14 protein-coding genes and 1 pseudogene are annotated in these 15,822 nt (G+C 73.7%); 9 read left to right on the top strand and 6 right to left on the bottom strand.

The window, feature by feature from the left end:
- Positions 1 to 8 precede the first annotated feature (8 nt).
- Genes ACZ5NH_RS03940 through ACZ5NH_RS03925 form a run of 4 tightly spaced genes read left to right on the top strand, consistent with a single transcriptional unit; the run spans position 9 to position 3,845 of the window.
- On the top strand, positions 9 to 884 hold the full coding sequence (locus tag ACZ5NH_RS03940; RefSeq protein ID WP_451557878.1) for an AAA family ATPase: 876 nt from the start codon (positions 9 to 11) through the stop codon (positions 882 to 884).
- 5 nt (positions 885 to 889) lie between these two features.
- Positions 890 to 2,086, top strand: a complete 1,197-nt coding sequence (locus ACZ5NH_RS03935; protein WP_468772850.1) for a vWA domain-containing protein — start codon at positions 890 to 892, stop codon at positions 2,084 to 2,086.
- The gene (locus ACZ5NH_RS03930; RefSeq protein ID WP_468772849.1) at positions 2,079 to 3,182 is read left to right on the top strand and encodes an XdhC family protein; all 1,104 of its coding nucleotides are present in this window, start codon (positions 2,079 to 2,081) and stop codon (positions 3,180 to 3,182) included. The genes ACZ5NH_RS03935 and ACZ5NH_RS03930 overlap by 8 nt, the downstream gene beginning before the upstream one ends.
- 21 nt (positions 3,183 to 3,203) lie before the next feature.
- Positions 3,204 to 3,845, top strand: a complete 642-nt coding sequence (locus ACZ5NH_RS03925; protein ID WP_468772848.1) for an SRPBCC family protein — start codon at positions 3,204 to 3,206, stop codon at positions 3,843 to 3,845.
- A gap of 11 nt (positions 3,846 to 3,856) precedes the next feature.
- Here ACZ5NH_RS03925 and ACZ5NH_RS03920 read toward each other — a convergent pair whose 3' ends face one another.
- Genes ACZ5NH_RS03920 through ACZ5NH_RS03905 form a run of 4 tightly spaced genes read right to left on the bottom strand, consistent with a single transcriptional unit; the run spans position 3,857 to position 9,575 of the window.
- The gene (locus ACZ5NH_RS03920) at positions 3,857 to 4,357 is read right to left on the bottom strand and encodes a metallophosphoesterase family protein (protein ID WP_468772847.1); all 501 of its coding nucleotides are present in this window, start codon (positions 4,355 to 4,357) and stop codon (positions 3,857 to 3,859) included.
- Positions 4,358 to 4,366: 9 nt separating this feature from the next.
- Complete coding sequence (locus ACZ5NH_RS03915; protein ID WP_468772846.1) at positions 4,367 to 5,377, bottom strand: SDR family oxidoreductase; 1,011 nt, start codon at positions 5,375 to 5,377, stop codon at positions 4,367 to 4,369.
- A gap of 41 nt (positions 5,378 to 5,418) precedes the next feature.
- The gene (locus ACZ5NH_RS03910; RefSeq protein WP_468772845.1) at positions 5,419 to 6,528 is read right to left on the bottom strand and encodes an enolase C-terminal domain-like protein; all 1,110 of its coding nucleotides are present in this window, start codon (positions 6,526 to 6,528) and stop codon (positions 5,419 to 5,421) included.
- Between the two features lie 11 nt (positions 6,529 to 6,539).
- Complete coding sequence (locus ACZ5NH_RS03905; RefSeq protein WP_468772844.1) at positions 6,540 to 9,575, bottom strand: FAD-binding and (Fe-S)-binding domain-containing protein; 3,036 nt, start codon at positions 9,573 to 9,575, stop codon at positions 6,540 to 6,542.
- Between the two features lie 164 nt (positions 9,576 to 9,739).
- Between ACZ5NH_RS03905 and ACZ5NH_RS03900 the strand changes: the two genes are divergently transcribed.
- The 5 genes from ACZ5NH_RS03900 to rfbC all read left to right on the top strand — a co-directional run bounded on the left by ACZ5NH_RS03900 (position 9,740) and on the right by rfbC (position 14,857).
- A complete protein-coding gene (locus tag ACZ5NH_RS03900; RefSeq protein WP_450983635.1) occupies positions 9,740 to 10,177 on the top strand; it encodes a MarR family winged helix-turn-helix transcriptional regulator in 438 nt (145 codons plus the stop codon).
- Positions 10,174 to 11,577 (top strand): MFS transporter, encoded by a 1,404-nt coding sequence (locus ACZ5NH_RS03895; protein ID WP_468772843.1) that lies wholly within the window; start codon positions 10,174 to 10,176, stop codon positions 11,575 to 11,577. The genes ACZ5NH_RS03900 and ACZ5NH_RS03895 overlap by 4 nt, the downstream gene beginning before the upstream one ends.
- A 7-nt stretch (positions 11,578 to 11,584) precedes the next feature.
- Entirely contained in the window at positions 11,585 to 12,169 is a 585-nt protein-coding gene (locus ACZ5NH_RS03890) for a hydrolase (RefSeq protein WP_388625418.1), read from the top strand.
- Positions 12,170 to 12,294: 125 nt separating this feature from the next.
- A complete protein-coding gene (locus ACZ5NH_RS03885) occupies positions 12,295 to 14,244 on the top strand; it encodes a glycosyltransferase family 2 protein (protein ID WP_468772842.1) in 1,950 nt (649 codons plus the stop codon).
- A gap of 4 nt (positions 14,245 to 14,248) precedes the next feature.
- On the top strand, positions 14,249 to 14,857 hold the full coding sequence (gene rfbC, locus ACZ5NH_RS03880; protein ID WP_468772841.1) for a dTDP-4-dehydrorhamnose 3,5-epimerase: 609 nt from the start codon (positions 14,249 to 14,251) through the stop codon (positions 14,855 to 14,857).
- A gap of 38 nt (positions 14,858 to 14,895) precedes the next feature.
- On the opposite strand, the pseudogene ACZ5NH_RS03875 reads toward rfbC, so the two are convergent.
- Together ACZ5NH_RS03875 and ACZ5NH_RS03870 are read right to left on the bottom strand one after the other, a co-directional pair.
- Positions 14,896 to 15,523 (bottom strand): annotated as a pseudogene (locus ACZ5NH_RS03875) (sugar nucleotide-binding protein); the annotation flags it as partial.
- A 13-nt stretch (positions 15,524 to 15,536) separates the two neighbouring features.
- A complete protein-coding gene (locus tag ACZ5NH_RS03870) occupies positions 15,537 to 15,731 on the bottom strand; it encodes a hypothetical protein (protein ID WP_468772840.1) in 195 nt (64 codons plus the stop codon).
- Between the last annotated feature and the right edge of the window lie 91 nt (positions 15,732 to 15,822).

Below are 15,822 nucleotides of genomic sequence, written 5' to 3'. Positions count from 1 at the left end.
TCATCACGATGGACGACCCGGAGCAGGTGCGGGCCCGCCTGGAGGAGACGGGGTACCTCGTCGACGAAGGGCTGGCCGTCACCTGCTTCCTGGCCCTGAGGCTGCACCGGCCGCTGTTCTGCGAGGGCGACGCGGGCGTGGGCAAGACCGCGCTCGCCGCCGCCCTCGCCGGGGCGCTCGGCGCGCCGCTGATCCGGCTGCAGTGCCACGAGGGCATCGACGCCTCGCAGGCCCTGTACGACTGGGACTTCCCGCGCCAGCTGCTGCATCTGAGGGCCGCCGAGGCGGCCGGGGTCACGGACGCGGACCGGCTGGAGAGCGAGCTGTACGACCGCCGTTTCCTCATCGCCCGGCCGCTGCTCCAGGCCCTGCAGACCCAGCCGTCGGTGCTGCTGGTCGACGAGATCGACCGGGCCGACGACGAGTTCGAGGCGTTCCTGCTGGAGCTGCTGTCCGAGTACTCGGTGACCATCCCGGAGCTGGGCACGCTGCGCGCCGAGCGCCCGCCGGTCGCCGTGCTGACCTCGAACCGCACCCGCGAGGTGCACGACGCGCTGAAACGCCGGTGCCTGTACCACTGGTTCGACCATCCCTCCTTCGCCCGTGAACTGGCCATCGTGCGCCGCCGGTTGCCGCAGGTGTCGGCGCGGCTGGCCGAGCAGGTGACGGCGCTGGTGCAGGCGCTGCGGGACGCGGACCTCATCAAACCGCCCGGGGTGGCCGAGACCCTGGACTGGGCCGAGGCCCTGGACGCGCTGGGGGCGAGCGAGGTGGACGCGGACCTGGCGGTGGCGACGCTGGGCTCGGTGCTGAAGTACCGGGAGGACACGGACCGGGCACGGGGGCTCGATCTCGCGGCGGTCCTCGCGGCCCGGGGCGGGTGAGGGCGGTGGGCACGACCGGGAACGGGACGGACCGCCCGCGGGAGGCGGACGCCGAACGCCTCGGGGCCGACGCCGTGCTGCTCGGTTTCGTGCGGGCGCTGCGCGCGGCAGGGGTCGAGGCGAGCACCGAGCGGCTGCACGCCTTCCTGCGGGCGGTGGCCGCCCTGCGGCCGGGGGTGCGGGCGGATGTGTACTGGGCGGGGCGCGCGACACTGTGCGGCGGGCACGACGACCTGGAGCGTTACGAGCGGGTGTTCGCCGCGTACTTCGGCGCCACCGACGAGCAGGCCCGCCGGCCGGTGCCTGCCGCGCCCCCGCCGCGGCAGAGACTGGTCGCCCGGGAGGCGCCCGCGGGACCGCGTACACCGGGCGAGGGTGACCCGCCCAGGCCGCCGGTCGCCGCGCTCGCCAGCTCGGCCGAGGTACTGCGGCACCGCGACTTCGCCGCGCTCGACCCCGCCGAACGGGACCAACTGCGCCGGCTGCTCGCCGCGTTCGCCCTGGAAGGTCAGGCGCGGCGCTCGGCGCGGCGCAAGCCCGCCCGGCGCGGTGAGGTCGATCCGCGGCGCACCGTACGGGAGTTGCTGCGGCGGGGCGGGGAACCGGCCCGGCTGCACCGGCACGCGCGCGTGGAGCGGCCACGCCGGGTGGTGCTGCTCGTCGACGTGAGCGGCTCGATGGCGCCGTACGCCGACGCGCTGCTGCGGTTCGCGCACGCGGCGGTGCGCACGGGCCGCACGGAGGTGTTCACCATCGGCACCCGGCTGACCCGGGTGACCCGCGAACTCTCGCACCGGGACCCCGACCTGGCGATGGCGGCCGTCGCGGCGGCGGTCCCCGACTGGCGCGGCGGCACCCGGCTCGGCGAGCTGGTGCGCGAGTTCCTGAACCGCTGGGGGCAGCGCGGGATGGCGCGCGGCGCGATCGTCGTCCTGCTCTCGGACGGCTGGGAGCGCGGCGATCCGGAGCTGCTCGGGCAGCAGATGCGCCGGCTGCACGCCCTGGCCCACCAGGTGGTCTGGGCGAACCCGCGCAAGGCCCGCCCCGGTTACGCACCGCTGGCGGCCGGGATGGCGGCGGCGCTGCCCAGTGTGGACGCCTTCGTCGCGGGGCACAGCCTGGCGGCGCTGGAGCGGCTGGCGGCGGTGGTGCGCGGTGCCGGTGGCGCCGCGGGCCCGGTGAGAGGAGCGGACGGTGCGTGAGATCCTGCCGGCGCTGGCGCACTGGCACGCGGCCGGGACGCCGTTCGGACTGGCCACGGTCGTCTCGGTCAGCCGCAGCGCGCCGCGCGGCCCCGGTGCCGCCATGGCGGTGGGTCCGGACGACGAGGTCGTGGGGAGCGTGTCCGGGGGCTGTGTGGAGGGCGCGGTGTTCGAACTCGCCCAGGAGGTCGTGGCGAGCGGCGAGGCGCGTCTTGCGACCTTCGGCTACAGCGACGAGGACGCGTTCGCGGTCGGGCTGACGTGCGGCGGCGAGATCACCCTGCTGGTACGGCCGGTGACGCCGGAGTCGGACCCGGCGTTCGGCGCGGTCGCCGCGTCGGTCGCCGGCGGCGAACCGGTGACCGTGGCCACAGTGGTGGACGGACCGGCGCCGCGCGGCGCCACGCTCGCGGTCTGGCCGGAACGGGCGGCGGGCACGCTCGGCGCGAGCGGCCTCGACGTCGCCGTCACCGCCGACGCGCGCGGCGAACTGGCGCTCGGCGCCTCGGCCCTGCGGCACTACGGGCCGCACGGCGAGCGCCGCGAGGACGCCGTCACGGTGTTCCTGCAGTCGTTCGCGCCGCCGCCGCGCATGCTGGTCTTCGGCGCGATCGACTACGCGGCCGCCGTGGCGCGGATCGGCGACTTCCTCGGCTACCGGGTCACCGTGTGCGACGCCCGACCGGTCTTCGCCACGCCCAAACGGTTCCCAGGGGCCGTCGAGGTCGTGGTGGACTGGCCGCACCGCTATCTCGCCGGCACGGACACCGACGACCGCACCGTGATCTGCGTCCTCACCCACGACCCGAAGTTCGACGTGCCGCTGCTGGAGGAGGCCCTGCGCCGCCCGGCCGCCTACATCGGCGCGATGGGCAGCCGGAAGACCCACCAGGAGCGCCTCGAACGGCTCGCGGAGGCGGGCCTCACCCAGGCCGAACTGTCCAGGCTGCGCTCACCGCTCGGGCTGGACCTGGGGGCCCGTACGCCCGAGGAGGTCGCCGTCTCCGTCGCCGCCGAGATCGTCGCGCTGCGCTGGGGCGGCAGCGGCGCGCCGCTGACCACCACCGCCGGAGCCATCCACCCGCCCCCCGGCTGAAGAGCCCGGAAGGAGCCTGTCATGGAACTGCACCACGAGTTCACCGTCCCCGTGCCGGTCGACGACGCCTGGCACGCACTCCTCGACATCGAACGGGTCGCGCCCTGTCTGCCGGGCGCGGTGGTGGAGGACTACGACGGCAAGACCGTGACCGGCTCGGTGAAGGTCAAGGTCGGCCCGGTCACCGTGACCTACCGGGGCACGGCGGTCTTCGAGGAGCAGGACGGGGCGGCACACCGGATGGTGCTCGTGGCGAGCGGCCGGGAGACCCGGGGACAGGGCACGGCCCGGGCGACGGTCACCGGCACCCTGACCGAACGCGACGGCGGCGGCACGGCGGTGTCGGTGCGGACCGACCTCACCGTGACCGGCCGCCCCGCGCAGTTCGGGCGGGGCGTGCTGGCGGAGGTCGGCGAGCGCCTGGTGGGCCAGTTCGCGACCTGCCTGGCGGACCGCCTGTCCGAGCCGGCACCCACTCCTGCCGCCGAGGAGCAACCGCAGCTGTGGGAGGAGCCGGAGCCGGAGCCGCTGGACCTCCTGCGCACGGCAGGTCTGCCGGTGGCCAAACGGGCGGCGGCCGCGGCGGCGGTGGCCGTACTGGCATGGGCGACGGCCGGGCTGCTACGACGGGCGCGGCGGAGGCTCACTGCTCGCCGCCGGTGACGGGCAACTCCCTACCGCTGCGGCAACCGGTGCACGGTCACCTCGCTGAGCACGCCGTCGGCGAGCACGGCGGTCATGTACGTGCAGTGGGGCTGGCGGCGCCGGTCGGTCGGCGAGCCGGGGTTGAGCAGGCGCAGGCCGGTCGGGGCGGTGGTGTCCCAGGGGATGTGGCTGTGGCCGAAGACCAGGACGTCGAGGCCGGGGAAGCGGGCGGCGCAGCGGGCCTCGCGGCCCTGGGCGGGGCCGGTCTCGTGGACGACACCGAAGCGCAGGCCGTCCAGTTCGGCGTACGCCACCTCGGGGAGCCGGGCCCGCAGCTCGGGTCCGTCGTTGTTGCCGTAGACCCCGATGAGCCGGCGGCTGCGGCCCTCCAGCAGGTCCAGGGTGGCGGTGTCGACCCAGTCGCCCGCGTGGAACACGACGTCCGCGTGCGGGAGTTCGGCCAACAGCGGCTGGGGGAGCCGTTTGGCGCGCTTGGGCAGATGGGTGTCGGACGTGAGCAGCAGGCGCACGCCCTCAGCCTAGGCGGCGCGGGAGTTCAGCCGGCGCAGGCCGCGAACGGCGCCGAGCAGCGCGGCGCCCGCGCCGAGGGCCGTGGCCGCGGGGTGCCGGACCAGGGTCTGCTGCCAGGAACGGGGGTGCGCGCTGTCGTCGAAGGAGCCGTGGGCGCCCTGGTCCTCGGCGGGGTCCTGGTCCACCGGTGCGAAGAGGTTGTCCAGTCCGGCGGGCGGGATGCGGTCGGTCTGCTGGGAGTCGAAACCGGTGCGGGCGAGGTAGCGGTCGAGCGGGGCCGGAGCGAGCCGGTTGGCCCAGATGGTGGCCACAGTGCTGGCACCGACGTAGTACTGCTTGCGGCGCGGGTGGTCGGCCGCGTGCACCACGCCCCGGGCGGCGACCTCCGGCTGGTAGATCGGCGGTACCGGCATGGGGTGCCGGGAGAGCCGGGAGCGGACCCATTCGAACTGGGGGGTGTTGACCGCGGGCAGCTGGACGACGGTGACATGGACGTGGCTGCCTCGGTGCAGCAGTTCCGTGCGCAGGGCGGAGGTGAAGCCGTTGATGGCGTGCTTGGCGCCGCAGTACGCCGACTGCAGCGGGATCGACCGCTCCCCGAGCGCCGAGCCGACCTGCACGATCGTGCCCCGGTCGCGGGGCAGCATGCGCCTGAGGGCCGAGCGGGTGCCGTTGACGAAGCCGAGGTAGGTGACGTCGGTGATCCGCCGGAACTCCTCGGGGGTGATCTCGTCGAACGGCGCGAACACGGTGGCGAAGGCGCAGTTGATCCACACGTCGACCGGGCCGAACTCCTTCTCCGCGGCTTCGGCGACGGCCTCGACCTGGGCCTGGTCCGCCACGTCGGCCGGCTGGACGAGGGGGCGTCCGCCGAGGGCCGCGACCTCGTCCGCCGCCGCCCGCAGTCCGCCCTCGCCGCGCGCGACCAGGACGACGTTCGCGCCCCGCCGGCCGTACAGACGGGCGGTGGCGCGCCCGATCCCGGCGCTGGCACCGGTGATGACGACGGTCGAGGGCATGGTCTTCTTCCTTTCCCACACGGTGACTTCATCCAGTGTCTTCACTCCGTCCGACAGGGCCCGGCCCGTTCCTCCACCAGGGTCAGTCCCAGTCCGGGTGCCCCGTCGGCGCCCGGCGTGATGCTGCCGCCGCCGGGGTCGAGCACGCCGTCGAAGAAGAGCCGCTCGATGCGGACGTGGTCGTGGAACCACTCCAGGTGGCGCAGATTGGGCACGGCCGCGGCGGCATGGGCGTGGGCGTGTGGTGCGCAGTGGCCGGAGATCTCGATCCCGCGTGCGTGGGCGAGCGCGGCGACGCGCAGCCAGACGGTGATGCCGCCGCACCGGGTGACGTCCGCCTGGAGGCAGTCGACGGCCCCGGCGGCCAGCATGTGCTCGAAGTACGGCAGGGTGTAGCCGTACTCGCCGGCGGTGACGTCCATCGGGAGGCGGCCGCGCAGGTCCGCGAGCAGGGTCAAATGGTCGGAGGAGACCGGTTCCTCGAACCAGGTGACGCCCCGGTGCGCGAGGGCGGCGCCGATGCGCGCTGCCTGCCCGCCGGTGTAGCCGCCGTTGGCGTCGACGTACAGCTCGACCCCGTCGCCGACGCTCGCCCGCGCCCGGTCGACCCGTTCGAGGTCGCGGCCCTCACGGCTGCCCCATGACTCGCCGATCTTGATCTTGACGCGGGGGATGCCCTCCTCCTCGGCCCAGCCGCGCAGTTGGCGGTCCTGACGCTCGGCGTCGTAGGTGGTGAAGCCGCCGCTGCCGTAGACGGGCACGTCGTCGCGGGCCGCCCCGAGCAGGTCGACGAGGGGCAGTTCGAGCAGGCGGGCCTTGAGGTCCCACAGGGCGATGTCGACGGCGGCGATCGCCTGCGCGGCCACGCCGGGCTGTCCGGCGTTGCGCACCGCGCGGCACATGCGCTCGTTGGCGCGCGGCACGTCGAGCGCCGGCAGGCCGCTGACGGTGCCGGCGAGGAGTTCGCGGACGACGTGGGCGGTGGCGGCAGGGGCGTAGGTGTAGCCGAGGCCGGTGGTGCTGCCGGAGCGCACGGTGACCAGGACGAGGGTGGTCTTGTCCCAGGAGAGGGTGCCGTCCGCTTCGGGGGCGTCGGTGGGCACCGTGTAGACGGCGGTGTCGACGTCGTCTACGGTCGGCCGGTCGCTCACGGCTCGCCTCCTCACGCCCGCCGCCGCGCCCCGAGCACCACGCCGCCGGCGGCGAGTCCGGCAACGGTCGCCGTCGTCGCCCAGCGGGCCGTGCGCGAGGGCTCGGGCGGGCGGTCGGCCAGGCGTTCCGGGTGGTCGCTGGGCAGGTTGCCGTCGAGGGCGAGCGCGAGGACCTCCGCGAGGTGCAGGGCGCGGCGGCCGGTGCCGCCCTCCTCGATCTGGGTGCGGCAGCTGAAGCCGTCGGCGAGGATCAGGCTGTCCGGTGCGGCGGCGCGCACGGAGGGCAGGACGCCCAGTTCGGCGACGGCCATGGAGACCTCGTGGTGGCCGCGTTCGAAGCCGAAGTTGCCGGCGAGTCCGCAGCAGCCCTCGTCGAGGATGTCGGCGTCCAGGTGGGCGCGGCGCATGAGTTCCTCGTCGGCCTCGAACTTCATGACGGCGTGCTGGTGGCAGTGGGTCTGCACGGTCGCCTGCCGGGCGAGCTGCGGTGGCCGCCAGGTCTCGGGGGCGTGGTGGACGAGCTGTTCGGCGAGAGTGCGGACCTGTCCGGCCAGCCGCCGCACGTCCTGGTCGGCGGGCATCAGTTCGGGGGCGTCGGCGCGGAAGACGGCCGTGCACGAGGGTTCGAGGCCGATGACGGGGGTGCCCGCCTCCAGGTAGGGGCGCAGCACCTGGAGGGTGCGGGTCAACACCTTCTTGGCGACAGGCAGTTGGCCGGTGGAGATCCAGGTCAGACCGCAGCACACCGGCTCGGTGGGGACGGCGACACGGAAGCCCGCGTCCTGCAGCACCCGTACGGCCGACTTCGCGATCGCGGGGTGGAAGTAGGTGCTGAAGGTGTCGGGCCACAGCACGACGGTGCGCGGGTCGGCCGGGTCCGGCTGCTCGCGTCCCTGGGCCCGCCACCACTGCAGGAAGGACTCCTCGGCGAACACCGGTGCCGAGCGGGCGCCGTCCACGCCCGCCAGCCGCTTGCCCGCGCGGGCGAGGCCGGGCGCGTGCAGCGCGGAGTTGACCAGGGCGGGGGCGATACGGGAGAGCCGGGCCCAGACCGGCAGATAGCCCATGGAGTAGTGCGCGGCGGGGCGTGTCCGGCCCTCGTAGTGGTGGGCGAGGAACTCCGCCTTGAGGGTGGCCATGTCGACGCCGGTCGGGCAGTCTGACTTGCAGCCCTTGCAGGCCAGGCACAGGTCGAGCGCGTCGCGTACGGCGGTGGAGCGCCAGCCGTCCTCGATCGCGGAGTCGGCGTGTCCGCCGAGCATCTCGAACAGCAGCCGGGCCAGGCCGCGGGTGGAGTGCTCCTCCTCCATGGTGGCCCGGTAGGAGGGGCACATCACGCCGCCGGAGTGGCTGCGGCAGTTGCCGATGCCGACACAGCGCAGCACCGCGCGGTTGAAGTTGTGCTCGTCCTCGGGGAAGCCGAAGTGGGTCGGGGACGTGGCCGGCCGCCAGCCGGGGCCGAGCCGCAGCTGTCCGTCGACGGGGTTGGGGCGGACGATCTTGCCGGGGTTCATCCGGTCCCGGGGGTCGAAGAGGGCCTTCAGCTCGCCGAAGGCGGTCACGAGCCGCTCGCCGAACATACGGGTGAGCAGTTCGCCACGGGACTGGCCGTCGCCGTGCTCGCCGGACAGCGAGCCGCCGTAGGAGACGACGAGGTCGGCGGCGCGCTCCACGAAGCCGCGGAAGTCGGCCACGCCGTGGGCGGTCCTGAGGTCGAAGGGGATACGGGTGTGGACGCAGCCCTGCCCGAAGTGGCCGTACAGGGTCGGACTGTCGTAGTCGAACTCGTCGAACAGGCCCTTCAGGTCGCGCAGGTAGTCGCCGAGCCGCTCCGGCGGTACGGCGGAGTCCTCCCAGCCCTCCCAGGTCTCCCGGTCGTCCGGCGGGCGCGCGGTGACGCCGAGTCCGGCCTCGCGGGCCCTGAGCATCTTCTGCTCGCGTTCGGGGTTGTCGGAGAAGGCGATGCCGCGGTCCTTCTCGTCCCGGCCGACGGCCCGCAGCAGGGCGTGCGCCTGCTCGTCCACGTCCTCCTGGCTGTCGCCGCTGTACTGCAGCATCAGCCAGCTGTCGCCCTCGGGCAGCATGGCGAGCGAGTCGAGGTAGGCGCCCTCCTCGCGCATCAGCTGCGCCATGCGGTCGTCCAGCGCCTCCAGTTGGCTGGGCGAGCAGTGCTCCAGCAGGCGGGGTACGTCGTCGGCGGCGGCGCAGATGTCGTCGTAGCCGAGGACCAGCAGCGACTGGTACGGCGGCACCGGGACGAGGTCGAGTTCGGCGCGCAGGACGGTGACCAGGGTGCTCTCGCTGCCGACGAGCGCCTTGGCCACGTCGAAGCCGTTCTCGGGCAGCAGGGAGTCCAGGTTGTAGCCGGAGACGCGGCGCGGGATCTTGGGGTAGCCGCGGCGGATGTCGGCGAGGTACTCGCCGGCGATGCGGTCGAGGCCGCCGTAGAGCTCGGCGAGCCGGCCGCCGGCGGCGGCGATGCGGGCGCGCTCGTCGGGTGGGGTGGGGCCGGTCCAGGTGCGCTGTCCGTCGTAGGTGAGGATCTCCAGACCCCGGACGTTGTCGACGGTCTTGCCGTAGGCCTGCGCGGAGGCGCCGCAGGAGTTGTTGCCGATCATCCCGCCGAGCGCGCAGTGGCTGTGTGTGGCGGGTTTCGGTCCGAACTGCAGCTTGTGCGGGGCGAGTTGACGGTTCAGTTCGTCCAGGACGATCCCGGGTTCCACCACACAGGTGCGCCGTTCGGGGTCGACGGAGATCAGCCGGGTGCAGTACTTGCTCCAGTCGACCACCACGGCGGTGTTGGTCGACTGTCCGGCCAGGCTGGTGCCGCCGCCCCGGGAGAGGACGGGGGCGTCGAAGCGTGCGCACACCGACAGCGCCCGGGCGCCTGCCTCCACCGTGCGGGGGACGACGAGGCCCAGGGGGACCTGCCGGTAGTTGGAGCCGTCCGTGGCGTAGGCGCCGCGGCTGCCGGCGTCGAAGCGGACCTCGCCGTCCACCTCGGCACTCAGAGCGGCCTCCAGGCCGGACGTGTCCGGAGGGGTCATCTGCGCTCCCTGGGTTCACCGACGTACTGCGCTGTCCGAGGACCGGCGAGTACCCGACAAATCGCCAGGCAAAACTGAACAGGAAAGCTGAACAGGAAAACTGAGCAGATAGAACTGGACAGGTTGAACTGGACAGTTTCAGCTGTCGGTCCTAGGCTGGCGGCATGGCTGACATCTCCGACTCCGCCGCCCGCGCCGCGCGCGATCTGCGCGTGGTGTTCAGCCGGCTGCGGCGCCGTATCCGCGAGGTCGCACAGAACACCGACCTCAGCCCCTCACAGGAGTCGGCGCTCACGCTGGTCGGCAAGCACGGCGCCGCCACGGCCAGCGCGCTCGCCGCCGCCGAGGGGGTGCGCCCGCAGTCGATGGCGACCACGCTGGCCGCACTGGACCAGCACGGTCTGATCCGGCGCGCCCCCGACCCCGAGGACGGCCGGCGCCAGCTGGTCACCCTGACCGACGCCGGGCGGGCCCGTATCGAGGGCAACCGCCAGGTCCGCGAGGAGTGGCTGGCCCGCGCCTTCCAGGACCGCTACACGGAGGAGGAACGGCAGACCGTCCTGACGGCACTGGAGCTGATGGAACGGCTGTCGCAGCCGTGACACCGAGGCTCACCGGACACGCCGGGAAGGCCACCCGCCCCGCCCCCGCCGGATTCGACCGCCGGCTGATCCCGCCGATGCTGTTCGGCTCGGTCCTCAACCCGGTCAACTCCTCGATGATCGCCGTCGCCCTGGTGCCGATCGGCGTCGCCTTCGGAGCCCCGCCCGCCCAGACCGCCTGGCTGGTCTCGGCGCTCTATCTGGCCACGGCCGTCGGACAGCCGGTCATTGGCCGCCTGGTGGACATGTACGGCCCGCGCAGGCTCTATCTCGCCGGTACGGCCCTGGTCGGTGTGGCCGGTCTGCTCGGCGCGCTCGCACCCTCGCTGGGCGCGCTCGTCGCTGCGCGGGTCCTGCTGGGCTTCGGGACGTCGGCGGCGTACCCGGCGGCCATGCGGCTGATCCGCGGCGAGGCCGAGCGCACGGGGCAGGACGGCCCGGCCGGGGTGCTGGCCGCGCTGGCCGTCGCCAACCAGACGGTGGCCGTCGTCGGGCCCGCGCTCGGCGGCCTGCTGATCGGCCTGGGCGGCTGGCGCGCCGTGTTCACGGTCAACGTGCCGCTCTCGGCGGTCTGCCTGGTGCTCGGCACCCTGCGGCTGCCCCGGTCCGGGACCCGGCGGCGAGCCGTGGACCTGCCCGGCATGGCGCTGTTCACGCTGCTGCTGGTCGCGCTGATGCTGTTCCTGATGCAACCGCGCGCCGACCGCTGGTGGCTGCCGGTGCTGTCGGCCGTCGCCGCCGCCGGTTTCGCCGTGCGCGAGCTGCGGGTGCCCGACCCGTTCATCGACCTGCGCGTTCTCGGCGGCAACGGCCCGCAACTCGCCACCTACCTACGGCAGTTGCTCACCTACACCACCTCCTACGCCTTCATGTACGGCTACCCGCAGTGGCTGGAGCAGGGGCGCGGGCTCGGCGCCTCCACCGCGGGGCTCGTGCTGCTGCCGCTGTCGGTGTCCGCGCTGATCGTGTCCTCGCTCACCGGACGCCGGGAGGCGGTGCGCGGCAAGCTGATCGTCGGCTCCGCACTCCAGGTCGCGGGCTGCGCCCTGCTGCTCCTCGTGCGTGCCGACAGCGCGCCGTGGCTGCTGCTCGCGGTCGGCACGCTGCTCGGCATCCCGCAGGGACTGATCGGGCTGGCCACGCAGAACGCCCTGTACCGGCAGGCCGATCCGGAGCGGATCGCCTCCGCGGCCGGGCTGCTGCGGACCTTCAGTTACCTCGGCGCGCTGGGCGCGTCCGCCGCCACCGCGGGGTTCTACCCGCACCGCGCCGACACGGCCGGGCTGCACAGCCTGGCCCTGTTCATGCTCGCCGGCTCCGTGCTGCTGCTGGCGACGACCCTGCCGGACCGGTCCCTCGGCCGGCTGGGCACCACCCCCCTGACCATCGGAAAGGCCTGACCGACTCATGTCGCTCACCACGCTCGACCCCCGTACCGCCCTCGTCGCGATCGACCTGCAGAACGGCATCGTGGGCATGCCCGTCCAGCCGCACGCGGCCTCGGACGTCGTCTCGCGCACGGCCGAACTGGCCGAGGCCTTCCGGTCCCGGAACCTGCCCGTGATCCTGGTCCGGGTCTCCTTCGCGCCCGACTGGGCCGACGCCGTCCCCGGCCGCACCGAGCGCCAGGCGCGCGGCCTCGCCTTCCCCGAGGGCTGGGACGTCGTCGTCGAGGAACTGTCCGGCCACCCCGGCGACATCCGCGTCACCAAGCACAACTGGAGCGCCTTCCACGGCACCGACCTGGACGTCCAGCTGCGCCGCCGCGGCGTCACCCAGATCGTGCTGACCGGCATCGCCACCAGCATCGGCGTGGAGTCCACCGCCCGCGACGCCTACGCCCACGGCTACCACGTCACCCTCGCCACCGACGCGATGGCCGACGCCGACGCCGAGGCGCACACGAACAGCGTGGAGCGGATCTTCCCGCGGCTCGGCGAGAGCGGCACCACCGCCGAGATCCTGGAGCTGCTCGCCAAGACCCACGCCTGACCCGAGCGGCTCGGCCCCTTGCCGTGGGATGCCTGCACTCCGCGCCAAGGGGCCGGGTTAGCATTCGGCCACGCTCACCGTGCCAAGGAGGCAACGGCAAGCGAACTGAGGGGGCTTGGAGCCGGATGCCGGTCAAGGTCAGCGTCATCGTCCCCGTGTACAACCCGGGGCCGTACATCGAGGACTGCATCACCTCGCTGCTGCGCCAGTCGCTGCCTCCCGACGCCTATGAAGTGATCTTCGTGGACGACGGCTCCACCGACGCCACCCCGGCCCGCCTGGACGCGCTCGCCGCCGAGCATCCGCACCTACGCGTCATCCGTCAGGAGAACTCCGGCTGGTCCGGCAAGCCCCGCAACGTGGGCATCGAGGCCTCCCGCGGCGAGTTCGTGATGTTCGTCGACAACGACGACCGACTCGGCGACGAGGCCCTGGAGCGGATGTACGACTACGGGGTCGCGAACAAGGCCGATGTGATCGTGGGCAAGATGGCCGGGAAGGGCCGGGCGGTGCCGGTGGAGCTGTTCCGCCGCAACCACCCGCACGCCACGGTCGAGAACGCGCCCCTGATCGACAGCCTCACCCCGCACAAGATGCTCCGGCGCTCTTTCCTGGACCGCACCGGGCTGCGCTTCCAGGAGGGCCGGCGGCGCCTGGAGGACCACGTCTTCGTCGCGGAGGCATATCTGCGCGCGGACAACGTCTCGGTGCTGAGCGACTACGTCTGCTACTACCACCTCAAACGCGACGACGCCTCCAACGCCGGCTTCCAGCGCTTCGAGCCGGCCGGCTACTTCCAGAACCTCCGCGAGGCCCTCGACGTGGTCGAGCGGTACACCGAGCCGGGCCCGCTGCGCGACAAGCTGCTGCGCCGCTGGCTGCGGGTGGAGATCGTCGAGCGGATGAGCGGGCACCGCCTGCTAGCGCTGCCCGACGACTACCGGCGCGAGCTGCTCGAGGAGATGCACGCGGTCGTCGTCGAGCGCTTCGGCCCCGGGGTCGCACCCGGGCTGCGCCCCGCCCAGCGGATCGTCGCCGCGCTGATCCGCGAGAACCGCTACGACGACCTGGTCGCCTACGCCGAACGGGAGGCCGGGGTGCGGCTCCGCGCCGTCCCGGCCGGTGTCGCCTGGCAGGACGGCGCCCTGCGTCTCGACCTCGCCGCCGAGTACACCACCGCGCAGGGCCCGCTGACCGTCCCCGCGGACGCCCCCGCGCCCCCGGCGGACGGCACGCCCCGCGATCTCGCCGAGGCCGCGTCCTGGCTGGCCGCGGCCGCCGGGAACGGTTTCGACGCCGCCACCGTCGATCTGATCGTGCGTGACCGGGCCACCGCGGCCGCGTTCTTCCAGCCGGTGGAGCTCACCCGCGAGCGCATCCCGGCCGAGGACGGCGGCACCCGGCTGGTGCTGCGCGCCACGGCCACCGTCGACCCCGCCACGGCGGCCGGCGGCGACCCGCTCGGCGGCGGTCTGTGGGACCTGTACGTGCGGGTCGGGCTGGGCGGCTGGACCAAGGAGTGCCGGCTCGGCCCGGCCCCCGCGCAGGAGTTCGCGCTGCCGCCGGCCGGGATCGTCGCGGGCCGGGTCGTCCTGCCGTACTGGACGAAGCAGTACCGCAACCTGTCCCTGGACGTGGACCGGGCCGTGAAGTCCCTCGGCCTGCACCGGCTCACTCCGGCGGACGCGGCGGTCTCCGACGCCGAGACACTGACCGTCGCGCTGCCGCTGTACGTGCCCGACAGCACGGAGGTGACCGTCCGGCTGGCCGGTGCCTCCGGCCGGACGGTCGACAGGCCGGCCGTGCTCACGCCCGCCGACGGCGTCCACGCGCTGCTGGCGGCCGATCTGCCGCTGCGTGAACTGCGGGGCGCCCTGTGGCGCACGGAACTGCGCCTGGCCGGCGGACCCATCCTGAAGCTGCCCCTGCTGCTGCGGGTGGGCCGCGCGCCGGGTGCCGTGGCGGTGGTCCGCCCGTCGCCGCCCGGTATGCTGCGCCGGCTGCTGCGCAGGGCACGGCGCCTGCTCGGCGGCGTGCCGGGGACGCGGACGACCACGACGACACGGAAGGCATGACGGCGTGCGGCAACTGGGGATGGGGGACGCCTGGGTGCTGGAGCCCCAGGTGTTCCCGGACGAGCGGGGAAGCTTCCACGAGTGGTACCGGGGCGCGGAGTTCCGCGAGGCCACCGGCCATGACCTCGGCCTCGCCCAGGCCAACTGCTCGGTGTCCCGGCGGGGCGTGCTGCGCGGCATTCACTTCGCCGACGTGCCGCCTGGGCAGGCCAAGTACGTCACCTGTGTGCGCGGAGCCGTCCTCGACGTGGTCGTGGACATCCGCGTCGGCTCCCCCACCTACGCACAGTGGGAGGCCGTACGGCTGGACGAGGACACCCGGCGCGCGGTGTTCCTCGCCGAGGGGCTCGGGCACGCCTTCATGGCACTCACCGACGACGCCACGGTGGTGTACCTGTGCTCGACCGGGTACGCGCCGAAGCGCGAGCACGGGGTGCACCCGCTCGATCCGGCGCTGGGCATCGCCTGGCCGGAGGGCATCGAGCCGGTGCTGTCGCCCAAGGACGCCGAGGCGCCCTCGCTGGCCGAGGCGGAGCGGTCCGGGCTGCTGCCCACGTACGCGGACTGCTCCGCCCACTACCGGCGGCTGCGTTCAGGGGAGTTCAGCGGCTGACGGTGCGGGGGCGAGATCAGCGGCTGAGCGGTGCCGGACCGGTCGAAGGCCCGGCTGCCGGTACGGCGCACCCGGTCCGGGTCGACGCCGGCGAGCCGGAACGCCTCGCGCGCCAGCTCGTACCAGCCGGCCTCGCCGGAGCTGGTGGCGTGGAAGACACCGTGCCCGTCCGTGGCGCCCAGGTCGGCGATCCGGGCCGCCTTCAGCTCCCGCATGGTGCGCACGAAGTTCCGGCCGTGCACGCCGTACAGTCAGGCGGTGCGCAACACGGCCGAATCGTCGGGGAGTTCGGCGAGTACGGCAGGCTCCCCGGCGAGCTTGGTGCGGCCGTAGGCGGTGAAGGCGCGCGGGTCGGTGACGCGCGTGGGCAGGATCTGGGCGTCGGGCCGGTTCTGGCGGAACTCCTCGACCAGCGGGCTGATCCCGCCGACGACGAAGTTGTCGCCCACATCACGAAGTCGTCGTCGCCGAGGAAGTCCCGGGCGATCAGGACCGCGTGCGCGAGGCCGAGGGGTCGTTCCTGTCCTGGGGTCTCGGTGATCCCGGCATCGGCGATGGATCCCAGGCCTGGAACGGCACTGGCTTGTTCGCCACCGGTACCAGCTGTTTCGCCGAGGTGTGGATGATCGGCCGCAGCCGGGTCCCGGAGCCGCCGGAGAGCACCAGCCTTACGACTGGCTCAGTCCTCGCCCCGCACGATGTTGTCGTACGTGCCGGCCGCGCCCTGCCGCGGCGCGCTGCGGCGGTCCAGGACGGCCGGGAGACAGGTCCGTACTCCCCGGTCACGGTGTCGGCGAGCCTTCGCCCAGCCGGTCTCGGCGTAGGGCAGTGCGGGTTTGTCACTGGGATGCGCGGGCGCGGTCACGTCGTCCATCTTCCTTCTGCGTCGTACGCCGGGCGGGACCGGTGCGCCGGCCCCAGGCGGCAGTCCGTGTGCGAACTGTGCCCGACCGGGTCCCCGCCGG

The organism is Streptomyces sp. NPDC031426 (assembly GCF_055581585.1).
The sequence above is the reverse complement of the archived record's forward strand: the minus strand, read 5'-3'. Positions and strand labels throughout refer to the sequence as shown.